The sequence below is a fragment of the Mycobacterium sp. 852002-40037_SCH5390672 genome (genome assembly GCF_001665875.1).
Taxonomy (GTDB): domain Bacteria; phylum Actinomycetota; class Actinomycetes; order Mycobacteriales; family Mycobacteriaceae; genus Mycobacterium.
Genome location: NZ_LZTA01000101.1, coordinates 56,602 through 73,618, shown reverse-complemented (window position 1 = coordinate 73,618; position 17,017 = coordinate 56,602). Strand labels below are relative to the sequence as shown.

At 66.8% G+C, this 17,017-nt stretch carries 14 protein-coding genes; 6 read left to right on the top strand and 8 right to left on the bottom strand.

Annotated features, from left to right (window positions below; all coding sequences use genetic code 11):
- The 8 genes from A5782_RS26270 to A5782_RS19040 all read right to left on the bottom strand — a co-directional run.
- Positions 1–101, bottom strand: a 101-nt coding sequence (locus tag A5782_RS26270) for an FAD-binding protein (protein ID WP_156624025.1), incomplete at its 3' end; no start/stop codon positions are given.
- Between the two features lie 105 nt (positions 102–206).
- Positions 207–977: a hypothetical protein gene (locus A5782_RS19070; protein ID WP_067103490.1), complete on the bottom strand. Its 771-nt coding sequence runs from the start codon at positions 975–977 to the stop codon at positions 207–209.
- Positions 978–1,048: 71 nt separating this feature from the next.
- Positions 1,049–1,636 (bottom strand): RNA polymerase sigma factor SigM, encoded by a 588-nt coding sequence (gene sigM, locus A5782_RS19065; RefSeq protein ID WP_067103488.1) that lies wholly within the window; start codon positions 1,634–1,636, stop codon positions 1,049–1,051.
- Between the two features lie 79 nt (positions 1,637–1,715).
- Positions 1,716–5,294 carry a murein biosynthesis integral membrane protein MurJ gene (locus A5782_RS19060; protein WP_067103486.1) on the bottom strand — a complete coding sequence of 1,193 codons (3,579 nt, stop codon included), beginning with the start codon at positions 5,292–5,294 and terminating at the stop codon, positions 1,716–1,718.
- Between the two features lie 62 nt (positions 5,295–5,356).
- Entirely contained in the window at positions 5,357–7,768 is a 2,412-nt protein-coding gene (locus A5782_RS19055) for a hypothetical protein (protein WP_067103484.1), read from the bottom strand.
- Positions 7,765–8,502, bottom strand: a complete 738-nt coding sequence (locus A5782_RS19050; protein WP_067103482.1) for an NUDIX hydrolase — start codon at positions 8,500–8,502, stop codon at positions 7,765–7,767. The genes A5782_RS19055 and A5782_RS19050 overlap by 4 nt, the downstream gene beginning before the upstream one ends.
- An 84-nt stretch (positions 8,503–8,586) precedes the next feature.
- On the bottom strand, positions 8,587–8,889 hold the full coding sequence (locus A5782_RS19045; RefSeq protein ID WP_369815653.1) for a hypothetical protein: 303 nt from the start codon (positions 8,887–8,889) through the stop codon (positions 8,587–8,589).
- 13 nt (positions 8,890–8,902) lie between these two features.
- The gene (locus A5782_RS19040; protein ID WP_231986728.1) at positions 8,903–9,151 is read right to left on the bottom strand and encodes a hypothetical protein; all 249 of its coding nucleotides are present in this window, start codon (positions 9,149–9,151) and stop codon (positions 8,903–8,905) included.
- Between the two features lie 428 nt (positions 9,152–9,579).
- On the opposite strand from A5782_RS19040, the gene A5782_RS19035 reads away from it, so the two are divergent.
- The 6 genes from A5782_RS19035 (at position 9,580) to A5782_RS19010 (ending at position 16,759) form a co-directional block, all read left to right on the top strand.
- Entirely contained in the window at positions 9,580–11,022 is a 1,443-nt protein-coding gene (locus A5782_RS19035; protein ID WP_067103478.1) for a CCA tRNA nucleotidyltransferase, read from the top strand.
- A 24-nt stretch (positions 11,023–11,046) separates the two neighbouring features.
- Positions 11,047–11,556 carry a pullulanase gene (locus A5782_RS19030; protein WP_067103476.1) on the top strand — a complete coding sequence of 170 codons (510 nt, stop codon included), beginning with the start codon at positions 11,047–11,049 and terminating at the stop codon, positions 11,554–11,556.
- A gap of 47 nt (positions 11,557–11,603) precedes the next feature.
- On the top strand, positions 11,604–13,580 hold the full coding sequence (locus tag A5782_RS19025; protein WP_067103474.1) for an alpha/beta hydrolase: 1,977 nt from the start codon (positions 11,604–11,606) through the stop codon (positions 13,578–13,580).
- Between the two features lie 103 nt (positions 13,581–13,683).
- A complete protein-coding gene (locus A5782_RS19020) occupies positions 13,684–14,013 on the top strand; it encodes a DUF2563 family protein (protein ID WP_067103472.1) in 330 nt (109 codons plus the stop codon).
- A gap of 967 nt (positions 14,014–14,980) precedes the next feature.
- Positions 14,981–15,277, top strand: a complete 297-nt coding sequence (locus A5782_RS26915; RefSeq protein WP_231986727.1) for a hypothetical protein — start codon at positions 14,981–14,983, stop codon at positions 15,275–15,277.
- A gap of 933 nt (positions 15,278–16,210) precedes the next feature.
- Positions 16,211–16,759, top strand: coding sequence for a hypothetical protein (locus tag A5782_RS19010; protein ID WP_067103468.1), 549 nt, complete (start codon positions 16,211–16,213; stop codon positions 16,757–16,759).
- The last annotated feature ends 258 nt before the right edge of the window (positions 16,760–17,017 follow it).

Genomic DNA, 17,017 nt, shown 5'->3' with positions numbered 1-17,017 from the left:
ACCACCGGCGCCAACTGCGCCCGCGCCGAATACAACGCCGCGGTATACCCAGCAGGACCCGAACCGATAATGATCACGTCATGCACAGTGTCGGCGGTCATGAAAACCTTTCAAGCGATCGTCTCTGAATCTGTGTAAACGCCAGCGTAGGCACGGCTGTTCCCCGGGTGTTTGGAATAGCACGGGCACCAACCCATGGCACCACACTAGGGGCGGGGGATCTGGGTGTTGGCCAGTAGCCCGGTATCGGCGGCGCTGCAGTTCGGGGATACCGCGTAGACAGCCAGGACGTGCGGACTGTCGCCGGGGATCACCAGAACGACGCCGGGACGGGCGTTGATCTCGACCGGGCGCGCACCCAGTACCTGCGTGGATGCCGGATAGCCCAGGCCGGTGAGGCAGGACGCGCGCCGTGCCGGGTCGCTGAGCGTGCCGTAATCGGGGCTGCGGTCGAGCAGGCCGAGGATTTCGCTCTGCGAAAGCGGGATCTCCATCGGCGGCGTCGACACAGTGATGTGCTGGACGTCGCCGGGGGTATCCGGGGCGGATTCGGGAACGTGCAGGAGCGCGACCGTCCCGAAGCCGACCGCGGCGAGCGCCGCGCACAGGCCGGCGGCCCCGGCGATGGTGCGGGCAGGACGCATTCGCGGGCGGGCGGTGTGAGCGGCCGGCCCGGTCGAATCGCCGGAAACGGGACCCGCCGAGCGCAGCGCCGCGGAGATGCGGCCGGTCACCTGCGGGGGAGCGTCGGGTGCCGCCCCTGGATCGGCGCCGACGGCGGCCACGTCGCGGCGGACCTGGTTCAGGGCATCCAGCACGCCGGCGGCGTGCGGGTCGGCCCGGATTTGTTGGCGGACACGGGCGGCGGCCTCGTCGTCGAGAATCCCGGCTTGCAGGTCGGCGAGGAGTTCGACGGTCAGCGGCGGGCCTGATCCCGCGTCACGGTGATCCGCCGCATCGTTGTCCGCCGCATTCATCGGACCCAGTGTCCGTCATGCACGCACCGATGGCCACGCATGCCCCCGCGGGACGGCCGCCTCTCCGGTGGTCAGGCCTGGCCGGCGGCGGTGTCGGGCAGGGCGTGCGCGCCGGCGTTGAGGTAGCCCAGCAGCTCCGCGAGCCGGACCCGACCGCGCGCGCAGCGGCTCTTGACCGTACCTTCGGCGACGCCCAGCAGCCGTGCGGTGTCGGCCACCGAGTAGCCCTGCATGTCGACCGCCACCACGGCGGCCCGTTGCTCGACGGGAAGCCGCATCAAGGCCCGCTGCACTGCCATCGTGGTCTCAACCTGAGCCGTCCGGTCCGCCACCGGATAGATGTCTTCCAGCGGGACGGTCGGGTGGGCTTTGGTGCGGCGCAGCCGATCCAGACAGGCGTTGACGACGATGCGGTGCAGCCAGCTGCCCACGGCGGCGTCATGCCGGAACGCACCGGCACCGCGGTGCGCCGACAGCATGGCGTCTTGCAGCGCGTCTTCTGCGTCCTCGGGAGTGCGGGTGGTCAGGCGGGCAAGCCGGTGCAGGTGCCGCTGATGACGTCCGAAGAGCTCGCCGAAGGCGTAACGGTCGCCGGCCACATGGGCTGCCAACAGCTCGGCGTCACTGCGCTCGCGCTTGGCATTTCTCCCGAAGCCCACGGCCGGACAGTAACCAATCGCGTATGAGGCAGCACTTCACTCGGACGGCGTGATGTGAGTGTTCGGAACGCGCCGCGGATCAGGACGCGGCCTGGACCGTGATCTCCGAAAAACCGGCTTGGCTCTTGCCGCTGGTGGATCCCAGCGTGGAGATCCACACCAGCAGATTCGACGTCGGCGAACCGGCCCTGACCGGGATCACGTTATGCCCGGGTTTGAGTGTGAAGGCCGGGGCCAGCACCGTTGTGTCGTTGAGGCTGGACGGCGCCGACGAGGATGCCGCTCGGATCTCGACTTTGGTCCCGCTGCTGGGTGTGTCGATTGTGACTTGGCCGACCACGGTGGGGCCGGGCAGCTGCAGGATCAGCCCTTCGCCCTGCTTGAAACTGGGGAAGGGGACGGGGTCGGTGTAGACCTCGGTCGCCCAGGCGGTGGAGGGGTCACCGTCGATGGCCTGTCCGGCCGTTCCCGCGTTATCGGCGTCCCCGTCGGGGGAGAAGACCGTCGCCTTGGTGGGTTTGACGACGCTGCCCGCGGCCGCGGGCGGGGCGCTCGACGACGCCGACGCGGACGAGGAGGAGGGGCCATTCAGCCCGAGCTCATCCTTGTTGAGGCCACCGCCGACGTTGCCGAAGATCTTGCTCACGATCGACGCCAGCACCAGCAGGGCCACCACGATGACGGCAAGGCCGGCCCCGACCCCGATGAGCAGGTTGCGCCGTCGGCGCGCGAACGTCGCCTCCTCCTGGCCGCGTGAGATCAGGGCCGTCGACGGCGACGGCGAATCGTCGATCGGGCCGAGCACCTCGGTACGGTCGGCGACGGCGGTGGCCTGCTGGAGCAGGTTCAAAAGGGTTGAGGCGCTGCGTATCCCACCCTCCTCTTGGACCGCTCGGGCGGCGACCGCGGAGATCTGGAAGGGGATGTCGCGGTCGAGGGACATGGGCTCGACGGGGTTGCCCGCGGAGTCGCGTTGGGCCGCCGCGAGCCCGCTGCGCACCCCGCTTTCCAGGAGGGGCCACCGGTTGACCAGTAGGGCGTAGAGCGCGGCGCCGATGCCGCGGATGTCGTCCTGCGGGTTGGCGTCGGGCATGGTCGCCGGGTAGGCCAACACGACGTCGCCTTCGATGCTGACCCGCACTCGGCTGGGATGGTCGATCGACAGCGCCACGCCGGCGCGGTGGGCCGCGTCGGCGGCGGCGGCCAGCGACTGCATGGCTCGCACGGCGCCCACCGGTGAGGGTGCGGTGTCGGCGACCTCCTGCAACGAACCGCCCCGAATCCACTCGGAGACCACCAGGCCGCCCGAGCCGGTATGCACCACGTCGAGCACGCGGGCAATACCGGGCTTGTCGATGCGGCTGAGCCGCAAGGTGCGCGACAAGATCTCCTGGAGCACCTCGTCGGGCAGGGCGCCGTCCGGGTCGACGAAGGTCAACGCCACCTGCCGGTCCAGCGCGGTGTCCAGCGCCTGCCAGAACTGCAGCGGTGGGGCGCCGCCGTGGAACACCAGCAGCCGATACCGACCGCCCGCGATCCGAGCACCGGGGACCAAGTGCACGTCGTCTCCCGCCGAATCCCCGGGGCGCCCACGGGGCACTTCGAACGGGCTCGGCCCGCGCCGGGATTCACCGCCGATATCGCCATTGGCCGTATCAGCCGGGCGCGGGGCGGACCGCGGGGGCTCCTCGGCCGGAATGTCAGGCTGGAAGTCGTCGGCGACCGGCCGCGGCAGCGGAGTACCTGAACCTGCGTCAGGCCCAGCGCTGGGGGCTGCGCTCTCCATCGGGCGGTCGGTCACCTCCGGTCCTTTCGCTAGCCGGGCTCGGTCTGCCCCTTCTGGAGGCCTGCGCCGGGTCGGCTCCTGGACCGCATTTACCCCAGGCGGGGACGAATTCCTCTGCTCAGGGTACGTGACCGGGCGGCGGTGAGACGATCGATCCTTCGCACTCGGTTTGCGCGGACGCGGTCCGCGGCCCGTGATGCGGTACCGGAGGGCGTCCAGCGCCGCCCGCGCCTCGGGGACCTGTGCGCGCAACATGACCGCGGCGATGATTGGCAGCATGATCAGCGCCAGCACGAACAGGCGGAGTAGCGAACCGGCACCGCCGCCGTGCGCGGTGAGCTGGTCCAGCCCCAGCAGCCGGTCGACCACATGGGCGATCAATCCGGCCAGCATGGACGCGGTGAGCGTCACCAGAATCGTCCGGACTTCGCCGACGCCGATCAGGTGGCCACCCGTCGGCAGCAGGGTGCGCCGTAGCAGGACGTAGCCGATGACCGCGCCGGCGAGAAATCCGACGCCGTTGGCCAGCCCCAGAAAACCGGCCACCAGCTTGGGGTCGTCGGTGAGATGCGGGGCCAGCACCGAGCCCAGGATCTTGACGGCCGTGATGACGAGGATGATGACGATCGGTGTCCACGGCTGTTCGCGTGCGTAGAACACCCGAAGCTGCAGGAGAACCAGCCCGTAGGGGATCAGTGTGAACGCGGACAGAGTGATCGCGGCGCCCAGATATCCGGCGTCGACGCCCCCGAAATGGCCGTATGCGAACAGGGCGCTGCCCATCGCGGGACCGCCGACGGTCATGAGCGCCACGATCGGGATCAGCGTGATCAACGTCAGGCGGGTGGCCAGCGACAGGTCGCCGAGCACGGCCTTGGTGTCATCGGCCGCGGCGTTGCGGCTCAGCCGCGGCATCACCACCGTCAGCACCGTCACGCCGATCATGCCGAACGGCAGCATCAGCACCAGCCAGGTGTAGTTGTAGATCGCGGGGCCGGATGCCGCTGCGGTGCTGGCAATCTGGTTGCCGACAACCAGTCCGAGCTGGCTGATCAGCACGTAGAGCACCATGGCGGCGGCCATCGTGCCGAAGCGCTTGAGCCGTTGGTCGATTCCCCACAGGGGGCGCAGGTCGACGCGTCGGCGTTGCAGTGCCACCAGCAGCAGTCCGGTTTGGGCGAAAACGCCCAGCGTGGTGCCGACGGCGAGCACCAGCAGCTTGGCGTTGCCCATGCGGACGGGATCGACGGAGAGCTCACCGGGAACAAGCGCGTAGACCGCCAGGGTGATCAGCGCGACGACATTGTTGACGACCGGCGCCCACGCCGTGGGCCCGAACACGTTGCGGGTGTTCAGAATCGCCATGAACACCGAAGTCAGGCCGTAGGCGAGGACCTGGGGCAGTAGAAGGTAGGCGAACGCGACGGTCAGGGGCTCGTTGACTTGCGGGTCGCGGCCCAGCATCAGCCGCACCAACAGCGGGGCCGCCACTACCGACAGCGCGGTGGCCAAGATCAGCAGCGCCGTCGTCAGCGTGACCAGGCGCCGCACGAATGCCGCGCCGCCGTCGGGGTCGCTCTGCTCGGCGCGCGCCAGCACCGGCACGAAAATCGCGGTGAACGTCGCCTCCAGCACCAGCGCGGCCACCAGATTGGGCAGCTGATTGGCCACCGAGAACGCGCTGGACAACGCGGCACCCAGGATCGCGGCCAGCAGCACCACGCGAGCGAAGCCGGTGAGCCGGCTGATCAACGTGGCGAAGGCCATCGCCCACGACCGCGATACCAGCGCCGCGTCCGACAGCTCGGGGCGTCGACGGTCGATCTCGGCGGCAACGGGTGGCAACGGACCGGTCGGCGGTGAGCCCGACATCCGGGAAGGCCTCGGCGGCTCGGGCAGGCGGTGCTGTGGTTGGGCCTGCCGATAGGCGGGCGTCATACTCGGTGCTCTTGTTCGAACCGCTGATCGGCGTCGTCGCCCGCTTCACCGGTTTCGGCGGCGTGCCGGGCCTCGGGCGGGTCGGGGCGGTCCAGGTCGGCGCGGTCCGGCTGGCCGCGGAAGCGGTGCCACAGCCGGCGGCCGGCCAGGAGAACAAGTACCGCCGCGGCGGACAGCGTGATAGCGAACAGGACCTTGCCGTAGGCGTTGGAATGCACCGACAACCGCACCGGCTCGCCTAGTCGAAGACCGTCCGGGGTCCGCAGGGTCGCGTCGACGGCGACACGTTGGGTGAAGTTCACTTCGACCGGAATGCGCAGCGGTAGGTAACCCGGCGGCAATTCGATCTGACCGATGTCGGTGACGTTCATGCCCGGCGGCGCGTCCACATGCAGCCGCACCCGAATCGGAACCGCCAGGCCGTTGTGCAGTGCCAGCGGGAGCGGGCTGTGCTCGGTGGCCAGGGTGTAAGAGCCGCCAGGGTTGACGATCGTCACGGCGCCGAACAGGTCGTTGATCGTTTTGCCGACCACCGCCAGGCGTTGCTGAGCCAACCCGTTGCGGGTGTCGGGCGGTTCGGACTGGCTCAGCGCGCGCAGCATGTCCTCGCGCAGCGGAGCGGTGTACTGGACGCCGGTCAGCCCGGTGCGGTCGTCGGTCATCAGCGATGACGTCAATCCCCACAGTCGGCCGACCTGACCGGTGATCCCGGCGGTGACGTCGTCGCTGAACTGGCCGCGTGCGGAGCTGTAGGCGCCGACCTCCTCCGGTGGATCATTGCGGGACTGTGCGGCCTGGTTGGCCTCGGCTACGACCGCGGGCAGCGGGCGCGGCACCGCCAGACCGGACCGGATCGTCGTGGTCAGTGCGGTCAGGATGACCTGGGCGTCATCGGCCTGCAGATTCCACGTCGTCGGCGGGACCAGAATCTGGGCGCGGGGGTCGTCGCGGCGTAACGCGTGCCAGAAGATCGAGCCCAGGGCGTCCTGGCGGCGCGCGGTCACCGAGTCATGTCCCAGCCGAACCGTCAGGGACGAGTCCAGGTACGTCGGCGCCTCGGGGGCGGTGCCCGCTCCAGCAAGCGCCGCCCCGACGGCGGGGTCGAACGGCGCGACCATGACTCGCGGGGACACCCGCCGGGGCGCGGTGTCGACGCTTGTCTCGGCGGAGCCCTGCGCCTCGGCGGCCGACAAGTCGGCGGCGGCGATGGCGACCGTGTTGTCATTCGCGTTGAGCAGCTTCACCGCGCGGCTGGTCAGCGGGCCGTCGGGCACCAGGGTGGCGCCGCGGGTGGAGGAGACGTCCAGGATTTTGTCGATGATGCTGTTGGCGCTCGTGGTGGTGATGGCGCTGAGGCCGGGATCGTTCACGCGTTGTACGGCATCCAGATCGGCTTGCGCGTAGGGGAGCGGAGCCACGCAGGTCCGGTGCGCGAGCGCGCGCAGGCGGTTCAGCCATTCGGTCGCGGTGGCCTGCCCGGCGCCCGGGTGGGTGGGGGTGCCGGGCAGTTGAGCCGGGCCGTCCGGGGAATTGGACACGACATAGCCGGCGGTCATCGCGTTGACGGTGACCAGCAGGTCCGGGTCGATCGCCAAACACAATGCGCGGCCGACGGCGCCGTCGGGGTCGACGTCGTGACTGGTGGCGACCTCGGCGGAGGCCAGCAGGATGTCCAGCCGGCCGCCGCTCGCCAGCGAGGTGGCCAGGTCGTCGTCAACCAACCGCACCGGGATGGTTCCCCCCGGCACGCCGGGGGCCAGCCGGGGCCGGTCGGCCAGCGGCCACAGCATGGTGATCAGCACCGGTTTGGAGGTGTCGGGCGCGACGGCGGAGCCCACGTCGTCGGCGCGATCGGGCGGCACCCCGACCACGGGCAGCAGGAAGCGCGCGTTGTCCAACCGGGCGGGAGCGCCGTAGTCGGGCGTGCCGTTCACGTTGACCAGGACGGGATAGATGCCGGGCTTTTCGACTCCCAGCGAGGGCTTGGTCAGTGAACGCAGCGGCGCCGAGAGGGTGAAGCCGACCTCCTGCCCGCGCTGCAGTTCGGGCGCCACCGTGAGGAAATCCGCGGCGGCCTCGTAGCCATCGGTGTCACCGTCCAGCGTGGTGCGCAAGCCCGCGGAAGCGGTGACGGCGCCGGCGTGCTCGAGCCGGACCATCACGTCGCGGACCGGACGGTCGCCGATGTTGGTCACCATGCCGCTGACGGTCACGACGGGCGGACTGGTCGTGGTGACCACGTCCGGGGTGACTTGGTCGATGCGGACCCGGACAAACGGCGTCACGCCCGGCTCGCCGGCGGCTGCACGCGGAATCACCGGCCCGGTGAGTACCGCAAGCCCGGCCACGATGGCGAGCACGGCGGCGATGCGCACCAAGCCGGCCCAACACAGATGCGGAGCTGTCACGGCCCCGGTCCGTGGCCGTTCTTCCGGCCGGCGGCCGGTTTGTCCGAATGCCGAGTCCGCGAATGTGTCTGCGGGCGGCGCCGCGGCGAGCTGGGCGGCAGCGGCGGAAGCGACGCCGGACCATCGCTTTGCAGCTTGTCGATCAGCTCGTCGGCCACGCGGGCCAGGCGGCGCTCGTCGGCGTAGGCCAGTCGGGACGGCAGTTCCCCCATGGGCACCCAGGCGACCTCGGCGACTTCGAGATCCTCGTCGCACAGCTCGCCGCCGGAGAAACGCATCAAGTAGTGGTGCACGGTCTTGTGCACGCGACGGCCGTCGGTGACGAACCAGTAGTCGATGCGGCCCAGTGCGGCGAGCACGCTGCCCCGGATGCCCGTCTCTTCGGCTACTTCTCTGATAGCGGTCTGCTCGGCCGTCTCACCGAGTTCGATGTGCCCCTTGGGCAGCGACCACAGCATCCGTCCGCGTCGGTCGATGCGCCCGATCAGGGCGGCGACCTGTGACTCGCGCGGACCGTCGAGACCGTCGATGACCAGCCCACCGGCCGAGGTTTCGTGGACCGTGCGCAGCTGATCCGGTCCGCGGCGAGATGCCCGCGATCGACGTGACTTGGTGGCTGCCGTCGAGTCCCCGGTCGCTTGACCGGTGGTTTGGTTCTCGGACGAAGTCGCAGCGCCACGGCCACGGCGCCGCCCCCGGCGCCGACGTGGTTTGCCTTGTTCGCCGTCCGACACCCAAGCGATAGTAGCTGGCACGGCTTATTCTCCCGGAGATACTCGCCGCTGGGTGAGCGAGCGGGGTTACAGCCGTGCGTTTCGTCAGATTGGGCCTATCGCTTGGGCGATGGCCCAGACCGGAACGAATATGAGCACTGACAACGGTGCGGAGAGACTGCCCCAAAGCATTCCGCGCCCGATCTGGCCAGTCTTGCCGCTGGCCCGCGCAAAAGCAGCACTAATCCCCATGTACACAAGCAATACGGGTACCGCAAGAAGAATCAAGATCAGCCAGGGCATGAAGAGCCAAGTGGCAAAGTCAATCACGAAGATATGCGCCAGCGCGACAAGAAAACTGATCGGCCCATAACGGTCATTCATTGGGGCAGAAGGCGTTGTGTCCACCAGCGCATCCCTTTCAACGCATCGTCAGGTAGGCGTAAAAGAGCCCGCCGATGAGTACAAGGGCGGAACAGCCGGCGAGGCTAAGTGAGATACCACGACGTCGCGGCGACGGCGACCCCACCAGTGCGCCGCTGATCAACAATGACACCACCGTGGCGATAAGCGTTGCAGTCACCATCCAGGTGCGCTCGCCTGCGTACGCACTATGTGTTTTGAACGGCCCCTCGCCCAATAGCCATAAGGTGAACATCAGCAACGCCAAGACACCTTGCACGACAAAGGGTGCAGATACGGTGGCGATACGCCAAGCCCCGGCGTCGAAGAAAGGCTCGCGAGTCGAAGACCGCACAGCTAATCGTCCTCACGTTGTCGAAGCGATTCCGCGCCAGGTTGATGCGGCGTCCGCTTCCCCTGTCGATCGGCCGGCGTCATGAAACGCTTTTGCAAGATTCGAGATCTGGGCTGGCCGGCCGCTCTGCAATGTGGCATTGATCTTCCAGGGGTCTCCGCCCGCGAACATGATCAGTGCGCCCTTGCTTATGTATCGGAGATGCACCGCACCACCCCGCCATTCACCCTTCTTGTCGCGCGTAACGCTACCGACGCGCAGCGCCGGGTCAATTCACCTTTGATGGCGTGCGAGGCTCCTCACACGGGGTTTACGTCGCCGGCCGACTAGGCTGACCGAACGTGCACGACGCCGCCCAGGATGCCGACCTGCTGACCGCCGCCGCGGTCGCCCTCAATCGGCATGCGCCCATGCTGGCCGAGCTCGGCTCCGCGTTCGACGCCGCGGGTCACGAGCTCTACCTCGTCGGCGGTTCGGTCCGGGATGCCTTGCTGGGCAGGTTGAGTCCCGACCTGGATTTCACCACCGACGCGCGCCCCGAGCAGGTGCAACAAATCCTGCGGCGATGGGCCGACAACCTATGGGGCACCGGGATCGAATTCGGCACCGTCGGAGTCGGCAAGGGCGACCAACGCTTGGAGATCACCACCTTTCGCGCCGACACCTACGACCAGGTGTCCCGCAATCCCGAGGTGCGCTTCGGCGATCGCCTCGAGGACGATCTGGTGCGCCGCGATTTCACGGCCAACGCGATGGCCGTGCGCATCACGCCGGAGGGGCCGGGCGAATTCCTGGATCCGCTAGGCGGTTTGGCGGCGCTGCGCGCGCGGGTGCTGGACACCCCCGCCGCGCCGGAGGTGTCCTTCGGCGACGACCCATTGCGGATGCTGCGCGCGGCGCGGTTCGTCTCGCAGCTCGGCTTCAGTGTCGCGCCGCGGGTGCGCCAGGCGATCGAGCGGATGGCCCCACAGCTTTCCCGGATCAGCGCCGAACGGGTGGCCGCCGAGCTGGACAAGCTGGTGCTCGGTGACGACCCGACGGCCGGCATCGATCTGCTGGTGCACACCGGCATGGGTGAGGTGGTGCTGCCCGAGGTCGGCGGCATGCAGATGGCCATCGACGAACACCACCAACACAAGGATGTCTACCAACACTCACTGACCGTGCTGCGCCAGGCGATCGCGCTTGAAGACGACGGCCCGGACTTGGTGCTGCGCTGGGCCGCGTTGCTGCACGATATCGGCAAACCCGCTACGCGGCGCCACGAAGCCAACGGCGGCGTGAGTTTTCACCACCACGAGGTCGTCGGCGCCAAGATGGTGCGAAAGCGGTTGCGGGCGTTGAAGTATTCCAAGCAGATGGTCGAGGACATTTCGCAACTGGTGTATCTGCATCTGCGGTTCCACGGCTACGGCGATGGCAAGTGGACCGATTCCGCCGTGCGCCGCTACGTCACCGATGCCGGCCCGCTGCTGCCGCGGCTGCACAAGCTGGTGCGAGCCGACTGCACGACCCGTAACAAGCGCCGGGCCGCACGGTTGCAGGCCAGTTACGACCGGCTCGAGACGCGGATCGCCGAGTTGGCCGCCCAAGAGGATTTGGCGCGGGTGCGTCCCGACCTGGACGGCAACCAGATTATGGAGCTGCTCGGCATCCCGGCCGGCCCCCAAGTCGGCGAGGCATGGCGGTTTTTGAAAGAGCTCCGGCTGGAGCGCGGACCGCTGGACAACGACGAGGCGACCGCGGAGTTGTTGGCGTGGTGGCAGTCTCGCGGGAACGACTAGCGGCAGGCGCGCGTCCGAATACGCATGGATTACTGTCTCGCCGGCGACAATGGCGCCGCCGCCTTTTGGCATGGGCAACCCGACCTCGACCTGGACCACGACGGCCGCTTCGAATCGATCGGCTTGGACTTCGACCACGACGGATTGCGTGACGACGCACTCGCGGATCTCGACGGCGACGGCCTCGTCGATCACGCGGTGTTGGATCTCGACAACGACGGCACCCCCGAGGCCTACTTCACCGATGACGGTTCCGGGACGTGGGCGGTGGCCATGGACCGGGGCGGCCAACTGCGCTGGTTCGGCCTCGATGGTGTCGAGCACACCGGCGGTCCGCTGGTCGACTTCGACGGCCACGGGCGCGCCGATGCTCGCCTCGTCGACACCGATGGCAACGGCCTGGCCGACCGGGTGCTGCGCTCGGACGAAAGCGGCGTGACCGGATATGTCGACACCGACGGCGACGGCAAATGGAATGTGCGGCTGACCGATTCGGACCGTGACGGTCTCGCCGACGGCGCGAGCCCTTTGTAAGGCCGGGGTGGTGACGTAACGTCGCTTATCGCCGCGGACGCGGTGCGATGCAACTCCGCCACATAAGCATTCCATTCCTCGTCGCCGAGGCCGGCGGTGATCCGTGGTCGACCAACACCGGCCTGCAAGCCGGCCGCCCCGCGCAGATCTCGCGTCTAGCGCAAGCCTTCCGTGACGCCGGGGTGAGCACCGCGGAGGCTGGCATCGCTTTCGAGGCCGCCCGTCGTCGGTTCGAGGCGTCGTGGGATCACCGGAACGGGGAGCATCCGATCAACGATGCTGCCGAGGTGCAGCGGGCGACGCGGGCGCTGGATCATCAGGCCGAGCAATTGCCCCGGATCGCAATCGATTTGGAGAACATCGCCGCCACGCTGGCCGAAGCCCAGCGGGCCGCCGCGTGGTACCTCGCCGCACTGGAGTACGACCTCGAAGACATCGACGACGAGATGTGTGATGCCTTGGCGGACGACGATGTGTGCGGCGCCGACGATCTGCGCGGGGATGCCATTCGTGAGACGAAGGCAATAACGTTGGTGCTGCGACAGATTCGCGACCGGTATTCGGCCATGCTTGCGCCTGCCTTAGCGGCTCTGCGAACGGACGGGGCCGACCCCGCGGAAATCAAAGGCGTCGACGAGTTGTCGATTCCGCCGCCGGACAGCCGTCCGGAGCACGTCAAAGGCTGGTGGGATTCGCTGAGCGCCAATCAAAAGCAACTGCTGATCGATCAGCGTTCGCATGGGTTGGGCAACCTCAACGGGATCCCGGCCGAATTGCGTGACTCTGTTAACCAGGCCGCGATGAAAGACGATCTGGGCAGGGTCGAAGACATCGCCCGCCAGCGCGGGCTGGACCCGGAGACGCTCCGCGACAACGCGCTCAACAACCGGGACGCCGATGTATTCACCAACCCCGTTGCGTATGGGCTTTGCGCTACCGACATCACCCGATACCAGAATGCGGTGAAAACCAACGACTTCCTCCAGCGCGACGAAAGCTCTGAAGCCCGTCGCGAGCTCCCCATCATGCTGTGGGCGTATGACCCGCTGGCGTTCGACGGCAAGGGCAGGGCGGCCATCGCGATCGGCAACCCGGATAAATCCCGCAACACTGCCGTCATCGTCCCCGGCACCAACAGCAGCGTCAGGGGCGGGTGGATGTCCGACGGACCAGACGATGCCATCAACCTCTACGAACAGTCGTCGAAGGCCGACCCCAGCCACTCCACGGCGGTGCTGGCCTGGATGGGTTACGACGCACCCGAATTCGACACACATTGGCAGCAGGCCGTCACCGACCCATCGAAGTTGGAACAGGTCGGCACCCCATGGCGGGCGCGGCAGGCGGGTGCGCTGTTGGCGGCCGATGTCAACGGCCTCGCGGTCACCCATGAGGGGTTGACGCCGACGCATGTCACCGTGCTCGGGCACTCCTACGGGTCCACGACGGTGGCGGATGCGTTCGCGAACAGCGGCATGCGGGCCAACGACGCCGTGCTAACCGGTTGCCCGGGAACCGATTTGGCGCATCGCGCCGCGGATTTCCACCTCAACGGTGGCAGGTTGTATGTGGGTGCGGCTTCGACCGATGCGATCAGCTGGATCGGCGAGACGGGCAGCGGCCTTCCGAACGGGCTGAACGCGACGCTGGACGAACCGCTAGGGCCGTCGGCCGGGCTGGGTACGGACCCGACTCATGCCGGTTTCGGAGCGGTGCGGTTTCGGGCCGAAGTCGCGGGCTCACACAGCGTCATGCCCTGGTTCAGCGACCACTCGCACTATTACGACGTGGGCAGCGAATCACTGCGCAACATGACCGAGATCGTCACCGGGCACGGCGACCGTTTGGCCGGCGAAGGCATGTTGGCCCCAGATCGAGCTGCGCCGCGGGTAGCCGTTCCTCTCCAGGTACACACTCCTTTGGGGACCGTTTCGCTACCGCATATCGGGATCCAGATGCCCGTTGCCGTCGATCCGGAATGGGACCGGCCGACGCGCTCCGTCACCAATGGTCATGGGTTTTAGGGGCCGTGGCTTCGCGGGACATGGCGTCTGCATCGGTGAATTGACCACCTGCGAAGTTGCTTTTAGCCTGGTCACAAGGTGTTGAGACTCGGAAGGAGTGCCGATGTTCGTCGATACGGATCTTTTGCACTCGGGAGGCAACCAGTCGCATCGCGCGGGTGGGCACGCCCAAGAGGGGGCCGACCAGCTGGCGGGAGGAACCGTCGCATCGGGCATGTTCGGTGACTTCGCCGCGGCCGACGCCTTTCACAGTGCGGTTGCCGCCGCGCACGGCCAGCACGTGAAAACCCTTCAGGGCCACAGTGAGACGCTCACGGGTGTCGGCACGAAGGCGCACCATGCGGCCAACGGGTTCACCAACATGGATAAGAACAACGCCGCCGAGATGCAGGCGCTGCGGCCCAGTTCTGCTCCGTCGACGCAGAACGTCTGAGGAAGGTTCGTGACGGAGGATCCGCCTTCACATCCGGGTGTGGCGGCGCATGTTGGTCCGCCGGTAGGGCAGTGGGCACCGGGACACCCCACGCCGCGGGTGCCGGCCTCACGGATGTGGCCGGCGGTCGCCGTGTGTGCGATTGCTTTGGCTTTGATTGCGACGGTAGTGGCCGTCGTTGCTTTGGTTATGGCCACGACGCGATCGCCGGTTGCTAGCCCGGCACCTACTGCGACCGCGCCTACCTACAGCGCCGCTGAAATCTCAGCGGCACATCAAAAGTTGTGCAGCACTTACAAGTTCGTGGCGCATGTAGTGCAGATAGAGACAAATGGTAAGAACCCGGAGCGCGCAAACCTAGCGACTGTAAACAGTGCGCTAATGCTTGAAGACACGGTAAACAGAAATCCGGCGATAGCTCCGGGCGATCGTGCTGCCGCGCTCGCCCTGGCTGAGTCGTACAGCAATGTTGCAGCCACATCTAGCTTGGCGACGGGAAGCGACGATCCAGTGTGGCGGTTAGCCCTCAGCGATGCAAACGCGAAGGATGTTGCGTTGAGCAGCGTATGTGGCGGCGGCTGACTTACTGGCCGTAAAGCCGTGGTGATTGCTCGTTAGCCCGTTAGCTGCTCAACTATTGGAGCGAAGGCTTGGGGCGACGGTCCCGAAAGGGCTTGCAGACTATTGAGGAGGACGCATAGTGGGGGATCTGCCTCCAGCTCCGGGGGAGGGCCCGACAAGCGGCCCGCCCAGCTCAATGCCGTGGGCCCCAGCCTTTCCGATGCAACCACCGCCTCGCCCACGGGCATGGTCAGCGATCGCGCTGGGCGCGGTTGCCGCGCTGCTGGGTGGCGCCGCCCTTGTAGTAGCGCTGACACGACCTACGAGCAATCAGTCGACGGCCTCCTCAACCACGTCGCCGACACCCTCGTATACCGCAGACCAGACTGCAGCCGCACACCAACACTTGTGTGACACGTACAAACTGGCCGCGCGCGCGGTCCAAATCGACACAAACGGCGATAACCCCGCATTGGCGGGCGTGGCCAGTGTAAATGCGGCGGTAACGCTGGAACAGGTAGTAAACGCAGCACCGGCGATCGCGTCCGGCGACCGGACCGCCGCCCTCGCGCTAGCGGCGGCGTACACCAAAGCTACGGCGATGGGGAGCTGGTCGCAACGGGACGATCCTGCCTTTCGAGCGGAGATCGACGATGTCAACGCCAAGGACGCCGCGATGAAAAAGATATGTGGCGTTGGCTGACTCTCAATCCGTGGGGACGCGGTGATTGCCCGCTGCTCGGTCAACTGCTCCACTATTGGAACATCTGGCGTACGAAATCTTCGGCAGAACGTCTCGAACGCCGTTAACAGATTTGAGGAGGACGCATGGTGGGGGATTTGCCTCCAGCTCTGGGAGTGGGCCGATCGCAGGCACTCCCGGACCAACGCAGTGGTCACCGTATTTCCTACCGAGCCACGAGCTCGTCCGCGGACATGGCCGCCGCCTATGGTTCTGGCCGGGGTGGCCACGGCGGTGGCCATCGCCGCGCTGGTGGTTGTTCTGACGCGACCGATAGCTACGAACACCGACGACCACCGCGCCGACTTACAGCGCTGCCCAATCTTCCGCGGCTCAACAACAGTTGTGTGAAACCTACAAGACCGAAGCGCGCACCGTCAGGGCTGACACGAGCGGCAACGACGAAGCCTTGGCCCGGATCGCGGCCACGAATGGTGCTGTGATGCTTTACAACGCAGCTGCCGACCCGGCTCTTGAAGCGAAATACCGTGACGCCGCGCGCGCTAGCAACGGCCTACGGCAACGTGTCGGCCATGGGAAGCAAAGGAGTCGACCGATTCAGAATGGCGCGCTGTTCTTGGCGAAGCTAACGCGAAGGATGCTGCAATGAAGAAGGTATGCGTGGGCGGGTGAGCTCTGCCGGGTGATGTCCAGCGCTCCGTAGCGACCCTGACGATCAATTTCGTCAGACGGGACGAGCAGATGTACAGCGGCGGTTGGTTTTCGCAGCGGCTGTCATCGAATTGACGCATCGAGCGACTTTCAGATAAGGGAGGATCGCGGCGCGCGGTGAATTGCCTGCCGTCCGGTTGGCTGCTCCACTATTGGAGGAGGCAAAGGCGTCATGACAGCGTGCAAGCTGCCGCACCGAGTTTGCGGAGCAAAGGAGGACACATGGTGGGAGACCTGCCTTCGGGCCATGGTGAGGGGCTGTCCGCCCAGCCGGCCGCTGGAAGTTGGCCGCCACCACATTTCCCGCAGCTTGTATCTCGTCCACGCCCATGGTTGGCGATCGCAGTAGTTGTGACTGCCGCAGTGGCTGTCGCTGCGTTAGTCGTAGCACTGATGCGACCGACGTCGCCACACACTTCCGTGCATTCTGCGGCGCCGACGCATACCACTTCGGAGCTTGCAACGGCGCAACAGCGGCTCTGTGAGACCTACAAGCTGGCGGCCCGAGCCGTGCAAGTCGATACAAATGGGAGCGACAAAGCGTTCGCACGTATCGCGCTTACAAATTCCGCCATCTTGCTTTTCAGCGTTTCTAATGACCCGGCCCTGGACGAGCAGCACCGTAGCGCGGCTCAGGCTCTTGCGACCGCATACCTGACGGACACGGCGAAAAGCAGCGAGGGGGCCGCTACCGAGGCCGAATTCCAAGAGGCGGTCGCCGACGTAAACGCCAAGGATGCTGCAATGAAAAAGGTATGCGGTGGCGGTTGATCTTCCACCTGGTACCTGGACAGCCGCGCTGATCGGGCCCTGGTGGCCAGCACCATCGGCGGGTTTACGCGCGGGCGCCCAACACTGGAGCCAAGAGTGCGCGGAACAGCAGCTATATTCGCAGAACTTGCGCACCCAGTGGACAGCTTTTGCTGCAAATAATAAGGGGCATACCGCAGATGATCTCATAACGAGATTCCAGCAAGGAGAAAAACTCCATCTGGATCTTGCCGAAAAGTATCAGACAAAGACGTCGGC

Excerpts from the sequence above, each read along its gene's own strand:
- A5782_RS19020 (WP_067103472.1), top strand. The coding sequence starts at position 13,684 with ATGTTCGTCGATACGGATCTTTTGCACTCGGGAGGCAACCAGTCGCAT.
- A5782_RS19010 (WP_067103468.1), top strand. The coding sequence starts at position 16,211 with ATGGTGGGAGACCTGCCTTCGGGCCATGGTGAGGGGCTGTCCGCCCAG.
- A5782_RS19025 (WP_067103474.1), top strand. The coding sequence starts at position 11,604 with ATGCAACTCCGCCACATAAGCATTCCATTCCTCGTCGCCGAGGCCGGC.
- A5782_RS19060 (WP_067103486.1), bottom strand. The coding sequence starts at position 5,294 with ATGTCGGGCTCACCGCCGACCGGTCCGTTGCCACCCGTTGCCGCCGAG.
- A5782_RS19030 (WP_067103476.1), top strand. The coding sequence starts at position 11,047 with ATGGATTACTGTCTCGCCGGCGACAATGGCGCCGCCGCCTTTTGGCAT.
- A5782_RS19070 (WP_067103490.1), bottom strand. The coding sequence starts at position 977 with ATGAATGCGGCGGACAACGATGCGGCGGATCACCGTGACGCGGGATCA.